This is a genomic window from Limosilactobacillus reuteri subsp. porcinus (assembly GCF_036621895.1).
In the GTDB taxonomy this organism is placed as follows: domain Bacteria; phylum Bacillota; class Bacilli; order Lactobacillales; family Lactobacillaceae; genus Limosilactobacillus; species Limosilactobacillus reuteri_J.
In genome coordinates this window covers 20,912-43,596 of record NZ_LN887457.1, presented here as the reverse complement: position 1 = coordinate 43,596, position 22,685 = coordinate 20,912, and the positions used below count along the sequence as shown (strand labels likewise).

General features: G+C 39.0%; 21 protein-coding genes. All 21 read left to right on the top strand.

Annotated elements, in window-relative coordinates; all coding sequences use genetic code 11:
* The first annotated feature begins 272 nt into the window (after positions 1–272).
* The 21 genes from AACL61_RS07835 (at position 273) to AACL61_RS07735 (ending at position 22,649) form a co-directional block, all read left to right on the top strand.
* The gene (locus AACL61_RS07835) at positions 273–1,736 is read left to right on the top strand and encodes an ABC transporter substrate-binding protein/permease (RefSeq protein ID WP_339111204.1); all 1,464 of its coding nucleotides are present in this window, start codon (positions 273–275) and stop codon (positions 1,734–1,736) included.
* A 1-nt stretch (position 1,737) separates the two neighbouring features.
* Complete coding sequence (locus AACL61_RS07830) at positions 1,738–2,481, top strand: amino acid ABC transporter ATP-binding protein (protein WP_339111203.1); 744 nt, start codon at positions 1,738–1,740, stop codon at positions 2,479–2,481.
* A gap of 303 nt (positions 2,482–2,784) precedes the next feature.
* Entirely contained in the window at positions 2,785–4,134 is a 1,350-nt protein-coding gene (locus AACL61_RS07825) for an amino acid permease (RefSeq protein WP_102816142.1), read from the top strand.
* Between the two features lie 935 nt (positions 4,135–5,069).
* Complete coding sequence (locus tag AACL61_RS07820) at positions 5,070–6,275, top strand: NupC/NupG family nucleoside CNT transporter (RefSeq protein WP_102816145.1); 1,206 nt, start codon at positions 5,070–5,072, stop codon at positions 6,273–6,275.
* Between the two features lie 80 nt (positions 6,276–6,355).
* A complete protein-coding gene (gene rihC, locus AACL61_RS07815) occupies positions 6,356–7,264 on the top strand; it encodes a ribonucleoside hydrolase RihC (RefSeq protein WP_102816141.1) in 909 nt (302 codons plus the stop codon).
* A 102-nt stretch (positions 7,265–7,366) separates the two neighbouring features.
* A complete protein-coding gene (locus AACL61_RS07810) occupies positions 7,367–8,251 on the top strand; it encodes a 3-hydroxyacyl-CoA dehydrogenase (protein ID WP_102816140.1) in 885 nt (294 codons plus the stop codon).
* A gap of 176 nt (positions 8,252–8,427) precedes the next feature.
* Entirely contained in the window at positions 8,428–9,153 is a 726-nt protein-coding gene (rsmG, locus tag AACL61_RS07805) for a 16S rRNA (guanine(527)-N(7))-methyltransferase RsmG (RefSeq protein WP_102816139.1), read from the top strand.
* A 17-nt stretch (positions 9,154–9,170) separates the two neighbouring features.
* On the top strand, positions 9,171–10,139 hold the full coding sequence (locus AACL61_RS07800) for a nucleoid occlusion protein (protein ID WP_339111202.1): 969 nt from the start codon (positions 9,171–9,173) through the stop codon (positions 10,137–10,139).
* A 12-nt stretch (positions 10,140–10,151) separates the two neighbouring features.
* Positions 10,152–10,922, top strand: a complete 771-nt coding sequence (locus tag AACL61_RS07795) for a ParA family protein (protein WP_085679917.1) — start codon at positions 10,152–10,154, stop codon at positions 10,920–10,922.
* A complete protein-coding gene (locus AACL61_RS07790) occupies positions 10,909–11,793 on the top strand; it encodes a ParB/RepB/Spo0J family partition protein (protein ID WP_102816137.1) in 885 nt (294 codons plus the stop codon). The genes AACL61_RS07795 and AACL61_RS07790 overlap by 14 nt, the downstream gene beginning before the upstream one ends.
* A gap of 13 nt (positions 11,794–11,806) precedes the next feature.
* Positions 11,807–12,004, top strand: a complete 198-nt coding sequence (locus AACL61_RS07785) for a DUF951 domain-containing protein (RefSeq protein ID WP_003670334.1) — start codon at positions 11,807–11,809, stop codon at positions 12,002–12,004.
* A gap of 83 nt (positions 12,005–12,087) precedes the next feature.
* Positions 12,088–13,185 carry a redox-regulated ATPase YchF gene (gene ychF / locus AACL61_RS07780; RefSeq protein ID WP_003670336.1) on the top strand — a complete coding sequence of 366 codons (1,098 nt, stop codon included), beginning with the start codon at positions 12,088–12,090 and terminating at the stop codon, positions 13,183–13,185.
* 32 nt (positions 13,186–13,217) lie between these two features.
* The gene (locus AACL61_RS07775; protein ID WP_003669675.1) at positions 13,218–13,988 is read left to right on the top strand and encodes a DUF1129 domain-containing protein; all 771 of its coding nucleotides are present in this window, start codon (positions 13,218–13,220) and stop codon (positions 13,986–13,988) included.
* A 214-nt stretch (positions 13,989–14,202) separates the two neighbouring features.
* On the top strand, positions 14,203–14,877 hold the full coding sequence (gene deoC, locus AACL61_RS07770) for a deoxyribose-phosphate aldolase (protein WP_003665386.1): 675 nt from the start codon (positions 14,203–14,205) through the stop codon (positions 14,875–14,877).
* A gap of 52 nt (positions 14,878–14,929) precedes the next feature.
* Entirely contained in the window at positions 14,930–16,123 is a 1,194-nt protein-coding gene (locus tag AACL61_RS07765) for a phosphopentomutase (RefSeq protein ID WP_003670340.1), read from the top strand.
* A 22-nt stretch (positions 16,124–16,145) separates the two neighbouring features.
* A complete protein-coding gene (locus AACL61_RS07760) occupies positions 16,146–17,444 on the top strand; it encodes a pyrimidine-nucleoside phosphorylase (protein WP_102816136.1) in 1,299 nt (432 codons plus the stop codon).
* Between the two features lie 20 nt (positions 17,445–17,464).
* Positions 17,465–18,175, top strand: a complete 711-nt coding sequence (deoD, locus tag AACL61_RS07755) for a purine-nucleoside phosphorylase (protein ID WP_102816135.1) — start codon at positions 17,465–17,467, stop codon at positions 18,173–18,175.
* A 267-nt stretch (positions 18,176–18,442) separates the two neighbouring features.
* Complete coding sequence (locus AACL61_RS07750) at positions 18,443–19,381, top strand: DNA-binding transcriptional repressor DeoR (RefSeq protein ID WP_102816134.1); 939 nt, start codon at positions 18,443–18,445, stop codon at positions 19,379–19,381.
* Positions 19,382–19,459: 78 nt separating this feature from the next.
* A complete protein-coding gene (guaB, locus tag AACL61_RS07745; protein ID WP_003669685.1) occupies positions 19,460–20,602 on the top strand; it encodes an IMP dehydrogenase in 1,143 nt (380 codons plus the stop codon).
* Positions 20,603–20,782: 180 nt separating this feature from the next.
* Positions 20,783–21,472 carry a response regulator transcription factor CroR gene (croR, locus tag AACL61_RS07740; RefSeq protein ID WP_003665397.1) on the top strand — a complete coding sequence of 230 codons (690 nt, stop codon included), beginning with the start codon at positions 20,783–20,785 and terminating at the stop codon, positions 21,470–21,472.
* Between the two features lie 31 nt (positions 21,473–21,503).
* A complete protein-coding gene (locus AACL61_RS07735) occupies positions 21,504–22,649 on the top strand; it encodes a sensor histidine kinase (RefSeq protein ID WP_003670350.1) in 1,146 nt (381 codons plus the stop codon).
* Positions 22,650–22,685: the final 36 nt, after the last annotated feature.

Below are 22,685 nucleotides of genomic sequence, written 5' to 3'. Positions count from 1 at the left end.
GAGACGCCGGCTTTTATTATCGACTTATAGCCGATGTGCAAACCACCCGTTTGACGGGTGGTTATGATTAAAAAAATCTAAGAAAAAGCGAAAAATAAATAAATTATACTTAATAAAATTAACTTATTGTTGGTTGTTATCTTTAAAAATCATTGTTTAAAACGCTGACAGCTTGGATAAACACAAACTTTGATGAAGAATATTTATTTTGTTTTCTGGCGATGATAAAGTAGTATCAACGTTAAAATTTAATTAAAAAGGAGTCGGTGCAGATGCATAGCAGCAAGATAAAAAATATGATCATCATCATTGTTGCAGTTCTTGGAATTGTAGTGGGGTGGCAAATGGTCGAACCTCAGCAGGTATCTGCTGCCGAACCGACTTATACGTTTGCAACTAATAACACCTTTGAACCTTTTGAAATTCAAGATAGTAAAGGTGGGTACTCAGGAAAGAATCCTGGGATTGAAATTGAAATGCTTAAGAAAATTGCCAAGCATGAGCATTTTAAGTATGAACTGAAGCCAATGAGCTTTAATGGTGACTTACAAGCTCTTGAATCAGGACAAGTTGATGCAGTAATTGCCGGCATGAGTGTTACTGATGAACGAAAAGAAAAGTATGATTTTTCAACACCTTACTATACTAGTGGGGTTGTTATGGCTGTTGCAAAAGATAGCAATATTAAGTCGATGAGCCAATTAAAAGGCAAAACAGTTTCGGCAAAGTCAGGAACGAGTGCGGCATTATTTTTGAAGAACAACCAAAAGAAATATGGTTACAAAATTCGCTACTTTGATTCCTCAAATACGATGTGGAATGATGTGAAGACTGGGAACACAGCAGCTACTTTTGATGATGGCCCTGTTCTTGAATACGGAATTAAAGAAGGTGTTCCACTTAAGGTTGTGACAAAGAAGCAAATTGATACACAACCAGTTGCCGTTGGATACCAAAAGGGCAAGAACTTAGAATTACAGAAAAAGATGAATGATGGGATTAAGTGGCTAAAAGATACTGGCCAAATGGATCAAATCATTGATAAATATACTAAGAGTGACAAAACAACGAAGGACAGCGCGACTGATCGGACAATTTTGGGATTAATCCGCGCCAATTATCCAGCCTTGCTTCGTGGATTATGGATGACAATTGAATTAACCGTTGTCGGCATTATTTTTGCGATGATTTTTGGAGTAATTCTAGGTGTATTAGGTATTGCACAAAACAAATTTGCCAATGCTGTTTCTAGTACCCTGATTTATATCTTCCGTGGTATTCCAATGATTGTTTTGGCCTTCTTTATTTACATGGGGATTCCCAATGTTATTGGTCATAAAGTTCCATTATTCTTGGCAGGAATCTTAACCTTGACTTTTAACGAAGGGGCCTATATTGGAGCCATTGTTAAAGGTGGATTTGAATCCGTTAATATTGGACAGTGGGAAGCAGCGCGGAGCTTAGGGTTGCCATATAGCAAAGCCTTGATTAAGGTTATTGCTCCCCAAGGATTTAAGTTAATGATTCCTTCGTTAGTTAACCAGTTTATTATTACCTTGAAAGATACTTCAATTCTTTCCGCAATCGGTGTAATGGAACTTACACAAACGGGGACTGTTATCATTTCCCAGAACATGGAAGGATTTAAGATGTGGTTAATCATTGGGACGATGTATATCATCATCATTACCCTGTTGACTTGGTTATCAAACTACGTACAAAAGAGGATGGGTTAATATGGATAAAAACTATAAAGTACAAGTAAAGAATCTGCACAAAAGTTATGGAAGTAATGAGGTGCTGAAGGGTATTAGCTTGGACGTAAAACCCAATGAGGTGGTTTGTATGATTGGACCATCAGGATCGGGTAAAAGTACCTTCCTTCGTTGCATTAATAAGCTTGAGGAACCAAATAGCGGTCATATTTATATTGATGGCTACGATATTGCTGATCCACAAGTAAATATTAATAAGGTTCGGGAAAATATCGGAATGGTTTTTCAGCACTTTAATCTCTTTCCAAATATGAATGTTTTGGAGAATATCACTTTGGCGCCTGTTCAACTTGGCAAGATGACCAAGGAAGAGGCAGAAAAGGGCGCAATGCATTATCTTGATTTAGTTGGACTAGCTGATAAAGCAGGAGCGGATCCAACCAAGCTCTCTGGAGGTCAAAAGCAAAGGGTAGCGATTGCCCGTGCCCTTGCAATGAAACCAGATGTAATGCTCTTTGATGAACCAACGAGTGCTCTTGACCCTGAAATGGTAGGGGATGTTTTGGAAGTAATGAAACGGTTAGCGCAAGAGGGAATGACCATGATCGTGGTAACTCACGAAATGGGATTTGCTAAGCAAGTTGCTGATCGGGTGTTGTTCTTCCATAATGGTGATATTCGGGAACAAGGCACCCCAGAAGAGATTTTTGATAATCCACAATATCCAGATACGAAGAATTTCTTGGATAAAGTGCTAAATGTTTAATTATCGACTGACTTTTAGCAATTTAAATTTGACAAAGTTAGGATAATCATTATAATAATGAGTAACTTCTAATAATTGGTTGACAGAGAATCTAGCATTTGCTGAAAGCTGGATCCAATTAAATGGCATGAGCGTTTGAAATGGAGTGGTTTCCTTATCAACTGAGAGGTAGTTCGCAAATGTGAACTATAAAGATGGGTGGAACCGCGTTAAAAAACGTCCCTGGTAGATGATTACCAGGGACGTTTTTATTTGTTTAAGAAAACGTTTTTGTTATTAACTAAATTTTTAAGGAGGCATATTATGGACGAAAAACAACAACAGAAGTTAGAACGATCGCTTAAAAGTCGTCACGTGACGATGATTGCTATTGGTGGAGCTATTGGGACCGGTCTTTTTCTTGGATCAGGAACAGCCATTCACCAAGCAGGTCCTTCAATCATTCTTTCATACCTGATCGTCGGTATCTTTTGCTTCTTTATGATGCGGGCGTTAGGGGAACTTATTTTAGCTGATACTTCAAAACATTCATTTATTGATTCGGTTAAGGAATATCTTGGTGACCGAATGGAATTTGTTGCTGGATGGATGTACTGGGCATGTTGGCTAACATTAGCAATGGCAGACCTTACTGCTACTGGTATTTACTTGAAATATTGGTTCCCTAATTTACCACAATGGGTTGGTCCATTAATTATTGTTATTTTATTGATGTTAGTAAACATGGTAAACGTTGGGGTGTTTGGTGAACTAGAAAGTTGGTTCTCCATGATTAAGGTGATTGCAATTTTAGCCTTAATAGCAGTTGGCGCGGTTTTACTTGTGATGCATGGTCATGTCGAAGGGCGGCCAGTAACTCTTTCAAACCTAGTTAACCAGGGTGGCTTTTTCCCTACTGGTCCGATGGGCTTTTTAATGTCTTTCCAAATGGTAGTTTTTGCCTTTGTGGGAATTGAAATGGTCGGTTTGACAGCTGGAGAAACTAAGGATCCAGATAAAGATATTCCGAAGGCGATTAATACCTTACCAGTCCGTATTGGTTTATTCTATATCGGATCAATGATTGCGATGATGTCAATTTATCCATGGTTCCATATTAAGACTACTTCTAGCCCGTTTGTTCAAGTGTTTACGGCAATCGGTGTTCCAGGAGCAGCTGCGATTTTAAACTTTGTGGTTTTAACGGCTGCAATGTCTGCAACTAACAGTGCGATCTTTAGTACTAGTCGTTCCCTCTACTCATTAGCTCGAAGCGGGAACGCACCAAAACGTTTTGGTGAATTAAGCGCGAAGGCAGTTCCTAATCATGCATTAACTTTCTCTTCATTGATTCTTTTTATCACAGTTATCTTGAATTATATTATGCCAGCTGGAATATTTGATGTGATTGCTGGAATTTCAACAATTACCTTTATTTTTACGTGGATTATTATTTTGGTTGCACATATTAAGTTCCGGCGGCAGAATCCAAAGGGAGTTACGAATTTCAGAATGCCAGGATATCCGATTACTAGTTGGTTAACAATTATTTTCTTCTTGGCAGTTCTAGTGATTTTGCTCTTTATTGATTCAACACGAATTCCATTAATCCTTTCAATTATCATTTTTGCATTGCTTACTTATGGTTATGGATTTTTGAAGAAGAAAAATTAAAAACTTGGCAGAGGCTCGAAAATTTTGAGTCTCTTTTCTTTTGCATTTGATAATTATTAGTTTAAGAGAGTGATAAAAAGTAATAGAAAAGAAGGTTTTGTTTAATAGTTGGAGGAGATCTAAATCCCGGTGAGACGCAGTTTAATTGTCTTTTTGTTGGGGGAGGGATTATACTGAAAGTGTGGAAAGATAGAAGGCCGAATTTAACAAACATCTTCTCATAATAAAACTACTTTGAAGTACGTTAATTAGACTTTTTGCATGAAAATACCAACACCCCACTCTACATGAAACGCTTTAGTTTCCGTAAAAAGTATGTTAGCTAAAAGTAATTAGTGGCTATATCTACAACGAACCTATAATGATAAGCTTAAGTTCCCCTACCAAAAATTAAAAATAATAATACTCGGCCTTTCTTCCCACTTCTTCATGGTTGAGAAGCCCGGAATGTTATTTTGATAAACGTCCCGGGCTTCTGCCAGTTTAAACCCTAAATATTTTATGTTATTTCCTGGGAAATACTAAAGTTAGTGAAACTGTAAATTACTTCTCTAAATATTTGAACATTTGCTCAATTGATTTTAATTGAGTATAATAGAAAACCTTGGCAGGGGCGACGGAAAGACACATAGCAAAGACGATTTGCTACGTGTAACTTTCCGTTTCTTTTTGTTAACATATGACAGCGTTTTCATAAGTTCTAAAAATTTTTGTGAAATTTCCGGAAGTTGAAAAGTTAATAAAATGAGCGAATTGTAAAATTATAATTTAAAAAATGATAAAAATTCACAAATTGTCTACAAAATAGCGCTTTACAGGAAGCAAATTTAAAGATATTCTTAAATAGTTAACTCGCCACAATTGCAATTATAGTATCTTAATTTGGAACGGCTGTTAACGAATATTCTATTTAAGGAGGGTACACAGCCATGTCTATGTATCTTATTATCAACATTATTGGGTTGATTGTCTTTCTTGGAATTGGATGGCTTTTCTCCAAGAATCGAAAGGAAATCAACTGGAAGACTGTAGGAATCATGGTAGTATTGAACTTACTTTTAGCATGGTTCCTTGTAAGTTCAGCAGCTGGTCGTGCTGGGGTTAAAGCGGCCGCTGATGGTTTTGCTTGGATTGTTAACGTCTCTGCAAAAGGAACTGTGTTTGCATTAGGTGATTGGTACACACCAAAGAACCTTAACTTCATTTGTTCTGCATTGATGCCAATCCTTATGATTGTTCCATTGTTCGATATCTTAAACTACATTGGTGTATTACCATGGATTATTAAGTGGATCGGACGTGGACTTTCATTCATTACTGGTGAACCTAAGTTTGAATCATTCTTTGCTGTAGAAATGATGTTCTTAGGTAACACTGAAGTTTTGGCTGTTTCTGGTATGCAATTACGTGCCATGAACAAGGAACGTAATTTGACGATTGCCATGATGTCAATGTCTTGTGTTACTGCTTCAATTCTTGGTGCATATATTGAAATGATGCCAGGACAATATATTCTGACTGCTGTTCCAATTAACATTATTAACTCATTGATTGCTGTAAGTATGTTAAACCCTGTTAAGGTTCCAGCTGAAGATGACACCATCGAAAAGGTTGGTGCTGAAGTTGACTCTGATAAGCGTGAACCATTCTTCAGTTTCTTGGGAGACTCAATTCTAGGTGCTGGTAAGTTAATCCTTATCATCATTGCTAACGTTGTTGCCTTCGTTGCTTTGGCAGCCTTGATCGATGCTATCTTAGCATTGTTCTGGAAGGACCTTTCACTTGAAAGTATCTTAGGTGTTATCATGTTCCCATTCTCATGGTTACTTGGTTTACCTGTTCACCAAGCATGGATGCTTTCCCAAGATATGGGTATGAAATTGATTACTAACGAATTCGTTGTTATGGGTAAAGTTACTGGTGAAATCAACAGTTACGCACCTCACTTGCGGGCTGTCTTGACTGTCTTCTTAACTTCATTTGCCAACTTCGGTACTTTAGGTATGATTATTGGTGCCTTCAAAGGATTAGTTGACAAGGAAAACAACGATTACATTGCTTCAAACATTGGTTACTTAATGCTTTCTGGTATTTTGGTTTCATTATTATCAGCCGCATTTGTTGGTCTCTTTGTTTGGTAGAAATAAAAAAGCAGCTGGCAAGGCTGCTTTTTTCAACATTAAATCCGAAAACGCTTGCATGATAAAAAGGAGATAAAATTATGACTACAAAGATTATTATGGATACTGACCCAGGTATTGATGACGCAGCTGCTTTAACGATGGCTATTAATGCCCCATCATTAGATTTAAAATTAGTTACAACAGTTGCCGGTAACGTTACTGCTGATAAAACCACTGCTAACGCTTTGAAGATTATTCACTTCTTCGGTAAGGATATTCCAGTTGCCGCGGGTGCCAAGCAACCATTGATTAAGCCTTTTGAAGATGCTGCCCGAATTCATGGTGAATCAGGAATGCCTGGTTATGACTTTGGTGACGATTATGGTAAGCCACTTGATAAGACTGCTGTTGAAGCACTTCATGACGCAATCATGGCTGAAGATGAAGTCATCCTGGTTCCAACTGGTTCATACACTAACATTGCACTACTCTTTAGCGAATACCCAGAAGTAAAGAGCCACATTAAGCAAATCGTTGCGATGGGTGGTTCGTTCTCTGGCGGTAACATGACCAGTGCTGCCGAATTTAACGTCTTCACCGACCCAGACGCTGCTAAAATTATGTACAATGCAGGTGTTCCAATTGTAACTGTTGGATTGGATGTTACCTTAAAGGCGCTCTTGACTGCTGATACAATTGAAAAACTCGGTAGCCTTAATAAGACTGGTGAAATGTTGCATGGATTAATTACGCACTATAATGATGGTAATGATCAAGGTCGTCCAATGCACGATGTTAATACTATCTTCTACCTTCTTCATCCAGAAGCATTTACTACAAAGGATATGTGGGTTGATATTCAAACGGATGGTCCGGCCATCGGTGCTACTGTTGGTGACATTCGTGCTGCTTATCATGATGGTAAGACCAACGCAAAAGTTTGCTTAGACATTGATGCTGAATACTTCAATAAGTGGTTCTTAGAAGAAGTAAGCAAAATGAAATAAGATACTGGGAGCTGAGAGCTTGCTTTCGGCTCTTTTTATTACTTTCTCGTGTAAGCGCTTTACGATATAATAACAGTAGTTAAAGTAAGGAGGAAATGTAAAATGAAGAATATTATGATTGCTGGCGCTGGTGTATTGGGTAGTCAGATTGCATATCAAACGGCTTTATCCGGCTTTAATGTCAGCGTATATAATCACCATATTGATACCGCTGAACGACGGATTAAGGCACTGAAAAGTGATTATGAACGTGACTTGCATTTGACTGATAAGGAATTTCAACAGGGTTTTGATAATATTAAAGTAATTACTGATGATGTTGCGACCGCGGTTAAAGATGCTGATTTAATGATTGAAGCATTACCAGAATCGTTAGAATTAAAGGAGCAGTTTTACGAAGAGGTTTCAGGATTAGCCCCTGAAAAAACAATCTTTGCTAGCAACTCCTCTACATTTATCCCTAGCCAACTAGCTCCTTATACTGATCGGCCAGAAAAATTTCTTAATATGCACTTTGCTAACCAAATTTGGAAATTTAATGTGGTCGAAATTATGGGTACCTCCCAAACAAGTCCAGAGGTGATTGAAGAAGCTACAAAGTTTGCTCGGGAAATAAAGATGGTTCCTGTTATCCTTAATAAAGAACAACACGGCTATATTCTGAATTCGCTTTTGATTCCGTTACTTGCATCTGGTCTTAGCTTATGGGCTAAAGGAGTTGCTGATCCAGCGATGATTGATAAGGATTGGATGATTTCGACAGGTGCACCAATGGGACCATTTGGTATTTTAGATATGGTTGGTTTACGGACGGCAGCGCAAATTGAACGGAATGCCTATGCCCAGACTAAGGATGAAAGTCATAAAGAAATTGCCGATAAGATGGAACAAATGATTCAAGAAGGGCACGAAGGAAAAGAATCGGGACAAGGATTTTATAATTATCCCCATCCGGCCTTCATGGATCCAGATTTTCTGAAGCATTAAGATTAAGTATTGAAGACTTAGAAAAGGGAGCAAGATAAAAGTCGTTCGTGACTGATATCTTGCTCCCTTATTTTGCGCTCCAATTTTCACGTAATCCGGTTGCAACAATGGCAAAATTACGGTACAGTAGTAGAGAACGTGAAACAAAAAATGTTTCACGAAAGGAGACCTAATAAATGAATCCTGAACAATTTCAACAAGCATTAGCTGATCATGGTATCACCTTATTAGCAGAACAAATGCAACAATTTGCTGACTATTATCAATTATTAGTTGAAACTAATGAACATGTAAATTTGACACGAATTACTGAAAAGGATGAAGTGTATTTAAAGCATTTTTATGACTCAATTACAGGAGCGTTTGCTGAACCACGCTTAGAAAGCGAAGAACTGACATTATGTGATATCGGTGCTGGTGCCGGCTTTCCTTCCTTACCGTTGAAGATCGCTTTTCCGCAATTAAAGTTAACGATTGTCGATTCGTTAAATAAGCGGATTGCTTTTCTTGAAGACTTAGTTGCCAAGCTCGGTTTAACCGACGTTACATTGATCCATGATCGGGCAGAAACTTTTAGTGCCAAGAACAGTCCATATCGTGAGAAATTTGATATCGTTACCGCCCGCGCAGTTGCCCGCCTATCAGTTTTAAGCGAATTATGCTTGCCAGCTGTTAAAGTTGGTGGCGAATTTATTGCTTATAAGGCAAGTGCGGCTCCTGAAGAACTTCAACAGGGCGGGACAGCAATTAAACAACTTGGTGGAAAAGTGCAAAAAACGGTGACATTGACTTTACCGGGAACTGATGAAGAACGTAATATTATTATGATTGATAAGATAAAGGCGACCCCTAAGAAATACCCACGTCGTCCAGGCTTACCAAGCAAAAAACCAATTCAGTAAGATAAGGAGTTGAAAGTATGGCTTTTTCATTATTTGGTATTGGAAAAAATAATTCCGATAATACAAAAAATAAGGTCGTAGAAGTAAAAATTGATCAAATTATTCCTAATCGTTACCAGCCACGGAAGGTATTTGATCAAGACGGTATCCGTGAATTAGCACAAACAATTGACGAACATGGGTTGTTACAACCAATTGTTTTACGTGAATACGAACCAGCAAAATATGAGATTATTGCTGGGGAACGTCGATACCGGGCGATGAAGCTCTTGAAGTGGGAAAAAGCGCCAGCGATCATTGAAAAGATGAGTGATCAAGAGACGGCTTCACTTGCCCTCATTGAAAATCTGCAACGGTCGCAATTGAGTTCAGTCGAAGAAGCGCAGGCCTACCGACAATTAATGGATCTGAACCATCTTACCCAATCGCAATTAGCAAAGGGAATGGGGAAGAGTCAGTCCTTTGTTGCCAATAAATTACGGTTGCTTCGCCTGATAACCCCTGTTCAAACAGCTATTTTAGACCACCGGATTACGGAACGTCATGGTCGAGCATTATTAGATTTAGATGAAAAACAACAACGTGATATGTTAATGCGGATTGTTAATGAACGGTTAACAGTTCGGCAGACAGAAGATGAAGTTGCTCGCTTATTAGGGCGTCCGTTACCTTCAGGAATTGCAGAATTAAAAGCAGCCGCTAAGCGCAAAGAATTAGCTTCTATTGAGGATCATGCTGAAGAAACAGCAGACGTTGAAGAGGTACCAGTAGAAAAGCCTGCAGAAAAGAGGCGCTCTCCTAAACGAAAGACAGCTAAGAAGGCCCGAAGCAAAAAAACTCAGCAGGCTAATGATGCGCGTTTAGCTTTAAATACGATTAAAAAGTCAATTAAGTTGGCGACAAATGAAGGCTTTGAAATTAAAATGCATGAGAAGGAAAACGGCGATACTTATCAATTAACAATTGAGATTCCGAAGAAACAGTAGGGAGGCCAAAAAATGGGTTCTGTAATTGCCCTTGCAAATCAAAAAGGCGGTGTTGGTAAAACAACAACGAGTGTTAATTTGGGTGCATGCTTAGCTGAGACTGGCCAGCGCGTCTTATTAATTGATCTTGATCCTCAAGGAAATGCAACGAGTGGTTTGGGCGTTGAAAAACAGAATATTAAGCAAAGTATTTATGATGTTTTAATTAATGAAGTGCCATTAGAGGATGTTATTCAAAAGACAAGTCACGAGGGAGTTGACATTGCTCCAACGACGATTGCCTTATCTGGGGCTGAAGTAGAATTAACTAATTTAATGGCCCGAGAAACACGGCTTAAGGATTCTTTTGGGGAAATTCGTCAAGAATATGATTTTATTTTAATCGATTGTCCACCATCCCTGGGGCTCCTGACGATTAATGCATTTACTGCTTGTGACTCAATTCTGATTCCTGTCCAAAGTGAATACTATGCATTGGAAGGTTTAAGTCAGCTTTTAAATACCATCAAGCTTGTTCGTAAACACTTCAATCCGCAACTTAAGATTGAAGGGGTTCTTTTGACAATGTTTGACCGGCGCACAAATCTTGGACAACAGGTAAATTCTGAGGTCAAAAAGTTTTTTGGTGACCAGGTTTATGATACGATTATCCCTCGTAATGTCCGTTTATCAGAGGCACCAAGTCACGGCTTAGCAATTATTGATTATGATAAAAATTCAACGGGGGCACACGTCTACCAACAATTAGCAAAGGAAGTGTTGGCTAACCATGGCAAAGAATAAAAAAGGTGGGCTTGGTCGAGGTATTGAGGCCCTCTTTGCGGAAAATGAAGTAACTGAGCTTGCGGATGAAACGGTTCAAGATATCAAGTTATCGTTAATTCATCCTAATCCCTATCAACCGCGGCGAACGTTTGATAAAGAGGCGTTGGCAGAGTTAGCTTCATCGATTGAAAAATCAGGGGTGTTTCAACCAATTATTCTGCGGCAAATGGATCCAAAAATTAACCGTTATGAGCTAATCGCTGGGGAGCGACGGTTTAGAGCTTCTAAGATCGCCAAACAGAAAACTATCCCAGCAATTGTGCGTAAGATGAGCGATGACCAGATGATGGAAATCGCGGTTCTCGAAAATCTTCAACGTGAAGACCTTACACCACTTGAAGAAGCGCAAGCCTATCAGATGTTAATGGATAAATTATCATTAACGCAGGCACAGGTGGCAAGCAGATTAGGAAAGAGTCGGCCTTATATTGCCAATTACTTGCGATTACTAGGGTTACCAAAAATGATCAAAGAGTTTCTTAATACTGGCAAACTATCGATGGGTCAAGCACGGACAATTCTCGGTTTAAAAGATAAGACAAAACTTGTTCCGCTTGCCCAACGAGCTGTCGAACAAAATCTTACAGTGCGACAATTGGAAGAGATTGTAACGCAGACTAATGGAACGGCCAAAAAGAAAGAAGAACGGCGGACACAACGAAAACCAATCTATATTCGAGAAGCTGAATCACAGTTGCAGAGTAAATTTGGTACAAAAGTTGCTGTCGCGCAAAGTCGGAAAAAAGGCGCAGGAAAGATCGAAATACCTTATACGTCAAATGAAGACTTTACTCGAATTCTTGAATTATTAAATATAACCTTAGATTAAGGAGGAATAACTCATGACAGCATATGATAAAGGTGACATTGTAATGATGAAAAAGGCTCACCCGTGTGGAACTAACCGCTGGAAGATTACACGAGTGGGTGCAGATATTAAAATTGAATGCCAAGGATGTGGTCATATTGTCATGATGACCCGTCAAAAATTTGATAAGGGATTAAAAAAGGTTATCGAAAAAGCGGATCAAGATGATTAATATTTTTAATGATTGATGATCACAAATAACTAATTGTAGATTAAAATAATAAATGATTAATTGAAAAGGAAAGTGAACAATTTATGTCATTAACTGCAGGAATCGTTGGCTTGCCAAACGTTGGTAAGTCAACACTTTTTAACGCAATTACTAAAGCTGGTGCCGAAATGGCTAACTACCCATTCGCAACAATCGATCCCAATGTGGGGATGGTTGAAGTTCCAGATAGTCGCCTTGACCGGATCCAGGAATTAATTCCAGCGAAGAAGATCGTCCCAACTACCTTTGAATTTACCGATATTGCCGGAATTGTTAAGGGTGCTAGTAAAGGTGAAGGACTAGGAAACAAGTTCTTGGAAAATATTCGGCAAACTGATGCAATTGTTCATGTTGTGCGGGCATTTGATGATAATGATATTACTAGTGTTTCTGGTAAAGTGGATCCAATTGAAGATATCGATACTATCAACTTGGAATTAGTAATGGCTGACTTAGATGCTGTTAATAAGCGCTTGGCAAAAGTACAGCGGGCTGCTAAGGGTCGTGATAAGGATGCTTTAGCGGAATTAGAAGTACTCAATAAGATTAAGCCAGTTCTTGAAGATGGCAAGGGTGTTCGCTCAATTGACTTTAGCGATGATGAACAAAAGATTGTCAAAGGGCTTTTCTTGTTAACAAGTAAGCCAGTCTTATACGTTGCTAACATTGCTGAAGAAGATATGGCAGATCCAGATAGCAACAAATACATGGATGCAATTAAAGAACACGTAAAAGATGACGGAGAAGTTATTGGCGTTGCAGCAGCTGCTGAAGAACAAATTGCCGAAATGGATGAAGCAGATAAAGCGGATTTCCTTGAAATGGAAGGCGTTACTGAACCAGGGTTGAACCGGTTGATTCGGGCAGCCTACAAGCTCTTGGGTCTTGAAACATTCTTTACTGCCGGTGGTCCTGAAACGCGGGCCTGGACTTATAAGAAGGGCACAAAGGCTCCACAAGCAGCAGGAATTATTCACTCTGATTTCGAACGAGGATTTATCCGAGCAGAAGTAATGAGCTTTGAAGATCTTGATGAATTAGGTTCTGAATCAGCAGTAAAGGAAGCGGGGAAGCTCCGTCTTGAAGGAAAAGATTATGTAATGCAAGATGGTGATATTGTTGAATTCCGGTTCAACGTTTAAACTTCTGAAGCTAAGAGAGGAGTAGTTTTATAGTGAGTGAAGAACAACCACGGAATGCACAAGCTGGTCAACGTCAAAAACAATTAGAAAAAGAACGGCGGCAAGCGAATGGGAATGCCTTTAGCAACTATGATCTAACACGAAAAAATGAAGATTTTATGTATCAATTAAATAAACAGTTGGATCGTCTCGGTGTTCCTTCAGATAAGAAAGACTCGATGCTAAAGGAAACTATTGATAAATTGCTAGCAGGACAAAAGAAGGGGCAAACTGCGCGGGCATTATTTGGTACGCCAACTGAATATGCTAAAGAATTGAAGAACCCCAAGCCAACCCCTGCTGAAGCAAGTAAGCAATCAATTAAGTTGTTAGCAATTGATAATATGCTGATTTTCTTGAGTATCTTTACTTTTATGTTTGGCTTAATGTTCTGGTTATCACCAGCTGCAATGCAAACAAAGAATGCTGGAAGCAGTGGTATTACTGCAATCTTAATCGTGGCGATCACTGGAGGATTGATTTTTGGTTATGTGGCTACCCAAGTTCAACCGCAAATTGATAAGAACGGTAAGCGGGTAAGTAAGAAGCCATTATGGCAACGAATCCTTTTGATAGTTGCTGGATTAGCAGCTTGGTTGATTATTTACATGCTTGTAAGTATGTTGCCAAATGTAATCAACCCACGACTTAATCCATGGGTCTACATTGGCATTGGGGTTATTACTTTCATTGGGGATATGTACTTCAGGTCCAAATTTCATGTTACAGGTTCCCTTTATGGTAATCGTGCGCCAAGACGTTAACCAGCAAATAATTTTAGCAACGGAACTATTTGCCAGGTTATCTTATTAAAATAAATAAGGGTGAGAAAAAGGTGAAAATTTTTTCTCGCCCTTTTATTTTGCTCTTTTTTGAAATAAATTTCTGGAAATCTATGGACAAATGTTCAATAGATTGTTAAGATATAAACATAATCTTATGAAAACGCATTCAAAGTTGAGAGGAGATCATATTATTATGAAGTTAACGCAAGCACAATTAGCAAAATACATGGATCACACAATGCTTAAACCAGAAGCTACTCCAGAGATGATTGATAAGACAGTTGAAGAAGCTCGTAAATACAATACAGCTTCAGTTTGTATTAATCCTTACTGGGTTAAGCGAGTTCATGAAGGATTAGAAGGTACTGACATTAACACTTGTACAGTTATTGGCTTCCCTCTTGGGGCAACTTCAACAGAAAGCAAAGTTTTTGAAACTAAGCAAGCAATTGAAGATGGCGCCGATGAAATTGATATGGTTATTAATATCGGTGAATTAAAAGCGGGAAATGATGATGCGGTTGTTGCTGATATTAAGGCGGTTGCTGATGCTACTCACGAAAAGGGTAAACTTCTTAAAGTTATTATTGAAAATGCTCTTCTTACTGACGAAGAAAAAGCACGTGCAAGTAAGCTTACTGTAAAAGGCGATGCTGACTTTGTTAAGACTTCAACTGGTTTTTCAACTTCAGGAGCCAAGGTAGACGACGTAAAGATTATGCGTGAAGCTGTTGGACCAGACTTTAAGATTAAGGCTGCTGGTGGAATTCATAGCCTTCAAGAAGCTTACGATATGATTGAAGCTGGTGCTAACCGTTTAGGTGTTTCCGCTTCTGTTCAAATCTTAGAAGAAGCCGCAAAACAATAAGAATAAAGTTTAATTACTAATCTTAATTTACAGAAATAGGAGGAGTCAGAAAATGTCATATAAACGTGTTTTTGTTATTGTAATGGACTCAGTTGGTACAGGTGCCGCTCATGACGCCGCAAAGTTTGATGATGTTGGATCAGATACGCTTGGCCACGTTGGTGAGTATTACAAAGGTGCCTTGAAGTTACCAAACCTTGGTAAATTAGGGATTAGTAATTTACGTGATACTCCGATTGAAGGTGTTCTAGTTGCTGATCCAGCTATTGGTGATTACGGTAAGATGGAAGAAATTTCTGCCGGAAAAGATAGTATGGATGGTCACTGGGAAATGATGGGTTTACCAGTAATGAAGCCATTGTCAACGTTCCCTAATGGTTTTCCACAAGAAATTGTTGATAAGCTTGAAAAATTCTCAGGACGAAAGGTTATTGTTAACAAGCCATACTCAGGGACAGAAGTAATTCATGACTATGGTGAACGTCAAATGGAGACCGGAGAATTAATTCTCTACACGTCTGGTGATTCAGTAATGCAGATTGCTGCTCATGAAGATGTTATTCCTGTTGAGGAACTCTACAAGATTTGTGAATATGCCCGGACACTTGTTAATGGTCCAGAATATACTGTTGGTCGGATTATTGCCCGTCCATATGTTGGTCCCGATAAAGATCACTTTACCCGGACTGCTAATCGACATGACTTTAGTTTGAAGCCAATTGGTGAGACTGATATGGATCGTCTTCGTGCAGCAGGGTACGATGTAATTGGTGTTGGTAAGATTAATGATATCTTCTCTGGTGAAGGGATCGATAAAGGATACCATAACGAAAGTAACATGGACGGAATGGATCATGTTGATGAAGTAATGAAGCAAGACTTTACCGGTTTCTGCTTTACAAACTTGGTTGATTTTGATGCAATGTACGGTCACCGTCGTAATCCAAAGGGCTTTGGTCAAGCATTAATGGACTTTGATAAGCGTCTAGGCAAAGTTCTTGATGAAATGAAGCCAGATGATCTTTTAATGGTAACTGCTGATCACGGTAATGACCCTGGCTTTAAGGGAACTGATCATACTCGTGAAAATGTTCCATTGCTGGTTTACTCTCCTTCAATGAACAAGCCAAATCAATCCCTTGGGTTGCGGAAGACATTCTCAGACCTTGGTGCAACTATCTTAGAGAACTTTAACGTTGAACCAGTAAAAGGTACCAGCTTCTACAAGGAAATTAGTAACGATTAATTAAGGAAAGGGGCGAAACACGATGCGAATGGTTGATATCATTGACACCAAAAGAAATGGCGGAGTCCTAAGCGATGAGCAATTACAATTCTTTGTTGATGGCGTCGTTAATGGAACGATTCCTGACTATCAAATCAGTGCTCTCCTTATGGCAATCTGTTTCCAGGATATGACCAAAGAAGAACAGACGAGCCTAACAATGAAGATGATGGAGTCTGGTGAACGATTAGACTTGAGCCGAATCCCTGGAATTAAGGTTGATAAACATTCAACAGGTGGTGTTGGTGATAAAGTGAGTTTGCCACTTGCAGCAATGGTCGCCGCTACAGGAATTCCGGTTCCGATGATTTCAGGTCGTGGCCTTGGTCATACAGGAGGCACGCTTGACAAGTTAGAAGCAATTCCGGGATTTCGAGTAGAACTTTCTGAAGATGAATTCATTAATCAAGTTGCTAAAGAAAAATTAGCAATTGTAGGTGCGACTGGTGAGGTTGCGCCAGCAGATAAGAAAATTTATGGATTGCGGGACGTTACTGATACTGTTGACTCGATTCCTTTAATTGCTAGTTCAATTATGAGTAAGAAGATTGCTTCTGGAACAGATGCGCTTGTAATTGATGTTAAAACTGGTACTGGTGCCTTTATGAAGACGCTTGATCAATCAAGACTACTAGCTAAAGCGTTAGTTGAGATTGGTAAACAAGCAGGATTAAAGTGTATGGCAGTAATCTCAGATATGAATCAGCCGCTTGGGAATAAAATTGGTAATGCCCTTGAAATTGAAGAATCAATTGATGTCTTAAAAGGAAAGGGACCAAAAGATCTTACTGAATTAGTCTTGGCGCTTGGTAGTTATATGGTTGTAATGGGTGAAAAAGCACAAAATACTACTGAGGCACGAAAGATGTTAGAACAAACTATTCAGGAGGGATCAGCCCTGGAAAGGTTTGCGGCAATGATAGAAGCACAAGGTGGAGATCCTGCTGTTGTTGATAACTACCAATTAATGCCGCAAGCTAAATACAAGATTCCTTTCAAGGCTGATCGGGATGGCGTATTGACAAAGCTTTCAGCAGATGAAGTTGGAACTGCTAGCATGTTATTAGGTGGAGGTCGTCAAAAGGCAGATGACACCCTTGACTATAGTGTAGGAATCGAATTGCACCATAAACTGGGTGACCATGTTAAAGATGGCGAACCAATTTTAACTATCTATAGTAACCGCCAAGAAATTCCAGACGTAGAACAGTTATTAAGAGAAAGTATTAAAATTAGCGATGATGGCAAAGTACCGACGCTAATTCATGAAATTATTGAATAAAAAGACAGGAGGATATTTCAATGAGTACACATATTAATGCAAAAATGGGTGATTACGCAGACACTGTATTACTTCCAGGGGATCCGCTACGTGCAAAATATATTGCAGAAAACTTCCTGAAAAATGTTAAACAAGTAAATTCAGTCCGGAATGCCTTTGGTTATACTGGTGAATATAAGGGTCACCGTATTTCAGTACAAGGATCTGGGATGGGAATTCCTTCGATGTCAATTTATATTAATGAGTTAGTACGCGAATTTGGTGTTAAAACCATTATCCGGGTTGGTTCTTGTGGCGGAATTGCTCCAGATGTTCATGTTCGCGATGTTCTTCTTGCCCAAGGGTCTTCAACTGATTCAGCGGTAACGGTAAATACATTTGGACCAGGATTCCATTACGCACCATTAGCTGATTTCAAGTTGCTAGATACTGCCTATCATGTAGCTGGTAAATTAGGTATTGAAACAAAAGTTGGGGATATCTTTGCTGCCGATCGTTTCTACAATGATGAGCTTGATATGGAAAAGCTTCGTGACTATGGAATTTTAGGAACAGAAATGGAATCTGCCGGACTTTACTTGTTAGCGGCTAAGCTTCATTTCCGGGCACTTTCAGTTTTGACTGTTAGTGACTTAATCTTTGGTGACGAAAAAGCAACCGCTGAAGAACGTGAACGAACATTTAATGATATGATTAATATTTCGCTTGAAACGGCAATTGCTGGAAAGTAACTTCTTGCATAAGTTAGAGAGTGCATTTTATAATAAAATGTGGTTTAGATAATGAAAGTGAGTGGGAATTAACCTTCTCGACAAGGCGGTGGGCTAAGGATAGAACGGTGATTAGCACGGCACGGGTTGATTATCGTTCGAACTTAGCCTCGAGCCTTGTGGTTAATTTCCACGATATCGTAACAATATTAGTATAAAAAACGAGGCTGTTGAAAAAACAAAAGTTTTTTCTCAGCCTCTTTAATATGGGGAAAGGAGGGAAATTAGATGAATGATAAAAATAAGATTGAATTAGCGCTAAAAGTAGCAACCTTATATTATCGTGATGGATGGAACCAAAGCGATATTGCAACTGAACTAAATATTTCCCGGGCAACAGTGTCACGATTATTACAATTTGGTCGAGATCGAGGATTAGTAACCATTAAAATTCATAATCCGGTTGCTCCGCTTCACCAGTTGGAAGTAGACTTACTCGCTAAATATCCATCATTGCATAAAATTATTATTGTTCCAGGCACGGATGATCCACTTGAAGAAGTTGGCGCAGCGGGTGCTAAATATATCGAACAAGTCGTAGAAGATAAAGACATTATTGGCTTAGGCTGGGGAAAAACCGTCTATCAAGTAGGATTGCATTTGAAACCTAAAGACGTTACTGGTATTACTGTTGTTCAAATGAAAGGCAGTATGGCAAATACTAATACGCGAAATTATGCGTTTGAAACGGTTAATATCTTTGCCAATGCTTTTAATACCGTTCCACAGTATTTGCCGTTACCAGTTATCTTTGATCATGCAAAGACACGTGAATTAGTTGCTAATGATACCCACATCAAACATATTTTGAAATTAGGGGAGCAGTCTAATATCGCTGTTTTCACAGTGGGGACAGTACGTGACTCAGCATTGTTATTTAAATTAGGTTATTTCACCAAGCAGGAGCAATTAACGTTGCAACATGAGGCGGTAGGGGATGTTTTCTCTCATTTCATTGATAGCAAGGGCCAGATAGTAAATGAAGATATTAATCAACGAACAATTGGGATTGCGCTCCCAGAGTTGCGAAAGAAAAAACACAGTATTTTAGTAGCAGCAAATGTTGCTAAGGTACCAGCAGTGCATGGTGTTTTAACTGCTGGTTATGCAAATACATTGGTTATTGATCAGGAGAGTGCGAATAGCCTAGTTAATTTTTTAAATTAATTTAAATATTTAGATTGACCTCAGTGCGAAATCCTAGTAGAGTATACCTAATTAAAAATCAAAGGAGTTGCACTACAGATGTCAAATTGGGACACGAAATTTGCCAAGAAGGGCTTAACCTTCGATGATGTATTACTTATTCCAGCTGAAAGTCATGTATTACCAAATGAAGTTGACTTGAGTACACAGTTAGCTGATAATTTGAAGCTTCATATTCCGTTGATTAGTGCCGGAATGGATACTGTTACTGAAGGACCAATGGCGATTGCAATGGCCTTACAAGGTGGCTTAGGGGTTGTTCACAAAAACATGTCAATCCAAGCCCAAGCAGGAGAAGTAGCTAATGTAAAGAGCGTAGTCGTACCTGCAGGAGCAACTAAGGCTGCAGTTGATGATAATAATCGTTTATTAGTTGCTGCAGCAGTTGGGGTTACTAGTGATACTTTTGAACGTGCTGAAGCCCTTTTGAAGGCGGGTGCAGATGCTATCGTTATTGATACAGCTCATGGACATTCAGCAGGTGTTCTTCGTAAGATCGCAGAAATTCGCGAACACTTCCCAGACGCAACTTTAATTGCCGGTAATGTTGCTACTGGTGAAGCTACTCGCGCTTTGTTTGATGCTGGTGTTGATGTTGTAAAAGTTGGTATCGGTCCTGGTTCAATTTGTACTACTCGGGTGGTCGCTGGAGTTGGTGTTCCGCAAATTACTGCTATTTATGACGCTGCTAGTGTTGCTCGTGAATATAACAAGCCAATTATTGCTGATGGAGGTATTAAGTACTCTGGTGACGTTGTAAAAGCTCTTGCTGCTGGTGGTAATGCAGTAATGCTTGGTAGTATGCTTTCTGGTACTACGGAAGCACCTGGCGAAGTTTTTGAAGACAATGGCAAGAAGTACAAGGCTTATCGTGGAATGGGTTCTGTTGGTGCAATGGCTCAAGCACATGGTTCCTCCGACCGTTACTTCCAAGGTGGGGTAAATGAAGCTAATAAGCTTGTTCCGGAAGGTATTGAAGCTCGGGTAGAATACAAGGGCGATGTTTCTGATATTGTTTTCCAAATTGATGGTGGCCTTCGTTCAGGAATGGGTTATGTTGGTGCTGGTGATATTCCAACATTGATCGAAAAAGCCCAATTTGTCCAAATTACTAATGCAGGACTTATTGAGTCACATCCTCATGATGTCCAAATTACTCGTAGTGCACCTAACTATAAATAATTAATTTAATAAGGAACTGCTATGGCTTTATTCATGAAGATATAGTCACAGCAGTTTTTATTTCCCGAGAAATAATGGAGGGTAAACTTTTTGTTAAGGCTATCCTAGAATGATCGCTTTTTTCGCATAGTTAGTTATAATATTCAATAGGATATTATGCTGCAAAAAGGAGTACCTCTTATGAAAATTCTAGTTGTTGATGATGATAAAGAAATTGTTCAATTACTTGAAATTTACATCCGAAATGAAGGATATGAGCCAATTTCTGCTTACGACGGAAAAGAAGCGTTGACAAAGCTAAATACTAATCCTGATATCGGTCTGATTATTCTTGACTTAATGATGCCAGAAATCGATGGAATGGATGTAATTAAGCGGGTGCGGAAAGATTCTGATATTCCAATTTTAGTGCTTTCAGCTAAGACGGCAGATATGGATAAGATACAAGGTTTAATCACTGGTGCGGACGATTATGTTACTAAGCCATTTAATCCGCTTGAAGTAATGGCACGAGTTAAATCATTACTTCGTCGGAGCCAAGGAGAAGTGACAAATGATCAACCAGATATTCTTAATGTTGGTCCATTATTAATCAATAAAGATTCTCACGAGGTTAAGACGATTAAAGGGGATGTAATTCAATTAACAGCCCTTGAATTTGGTATCTTATACTTACTTGCCAGTCACCCTAATCGTGTTTTCTCAGCAGATGACATTTTTGAGCGGGTATGGCAACAAGAAAGTGTCGTATCAGCCAAAACAGTCATGGTTCACGTGAGTCATTTGCGGGATAAAATTGAAGAAGCAACTAACGGTGAAAAGGTTATTCAAACTGTTTGGGGTGTTGGTTATAAGGTGGAAGACCACTAAAGCCTAGCCTTAAGGATGTGGAGGAAAAATTGTGAAGTTAACGGGGCGTGAAAAGAGTTCGCTTATTTTAGAAGGGGTAGTAACGGTTATCTTATTGTTATTGCTGAATATGGCGATTATCGTAATTATTCAAGATGCCATTCAGTCAAATCCGGGAGTAACCAATGGAATCTTTATGATTAAGCAATCATTGAAGATTGGCCCTCTTCAAGCACAAATATGGAGCTATCAACGGATCTTAATTGCCTTTTTAGTAATTATTGATGTGTGGGTGGTATGGTGGCGATTGCGTCGCCGGTACCACCTTTATCAAATGGATCATATTATCGCGGAATTACACTATATTGCGCAGGGACATTTGGATCATCGGATTCCGTTTCGGCTAAAAGGGAATCAACAGCATGTTATTACTAGTGTAAATGCATTAGTTGATAGTGCGGTGCGTTCAATGGATGATGAACGGAAGATTGAAAAGTCAAAAGATGAACTGATTACTAATGTGAGCCATGATTTACGGACGCCATTGACTAGTATTATTGGCTACTTGGGATTGATTGAAGATAAGCAGTATCGTAGTGAGGAAGATATTCTAAAATACACCCATACTGCTTATGAGAAAGCTAAGCAAATGAAGACCTTGGTGGATGATTTGTTTGAATATACAAAAGTTCAGCAACATGGGGCACCAGTAAATATTATGAAAATCGATCTTAACCAGTTAATTGAACAGTTAACGGCAAGTTTTGAATTAGAAGCCCAGCACCGCGGAATCGAAATTACTTCCTCAGTTATTCCTAATCCTTTAATGATTGAGGCGGATCCGGAGAAGCTTGGTCGAGTTTTTAATAATTTAGTTTCAAATGCCTTTAAATATGGCAATGGTGCAAGTTACATTCGGATCGATGCCCGGCAAGAAAATGATATGGTGGTCGTCAAAGTTGCTAATGATGGTACACCAATTCCTGAAAAAGCACTTGACCACCTATTTGAGCGTTTCTACCGCGCAGAAGCTTCCCGTTCACGAGCTACTGGTGGAACGGGATTAGGTTTAGCGATTGTCAAAAGCATTGTTGATCTTCATCATGGGAGCGTCAAGGTTACTTCAAATGAAGACGAAACAGCATTTATTGTTACATTACCTTTAAAACAAGAAGTTAAAGAAACCAACCAAAAATGAGAAAAAAGTCTAAAATCATTTGATTTTAGACTTTTT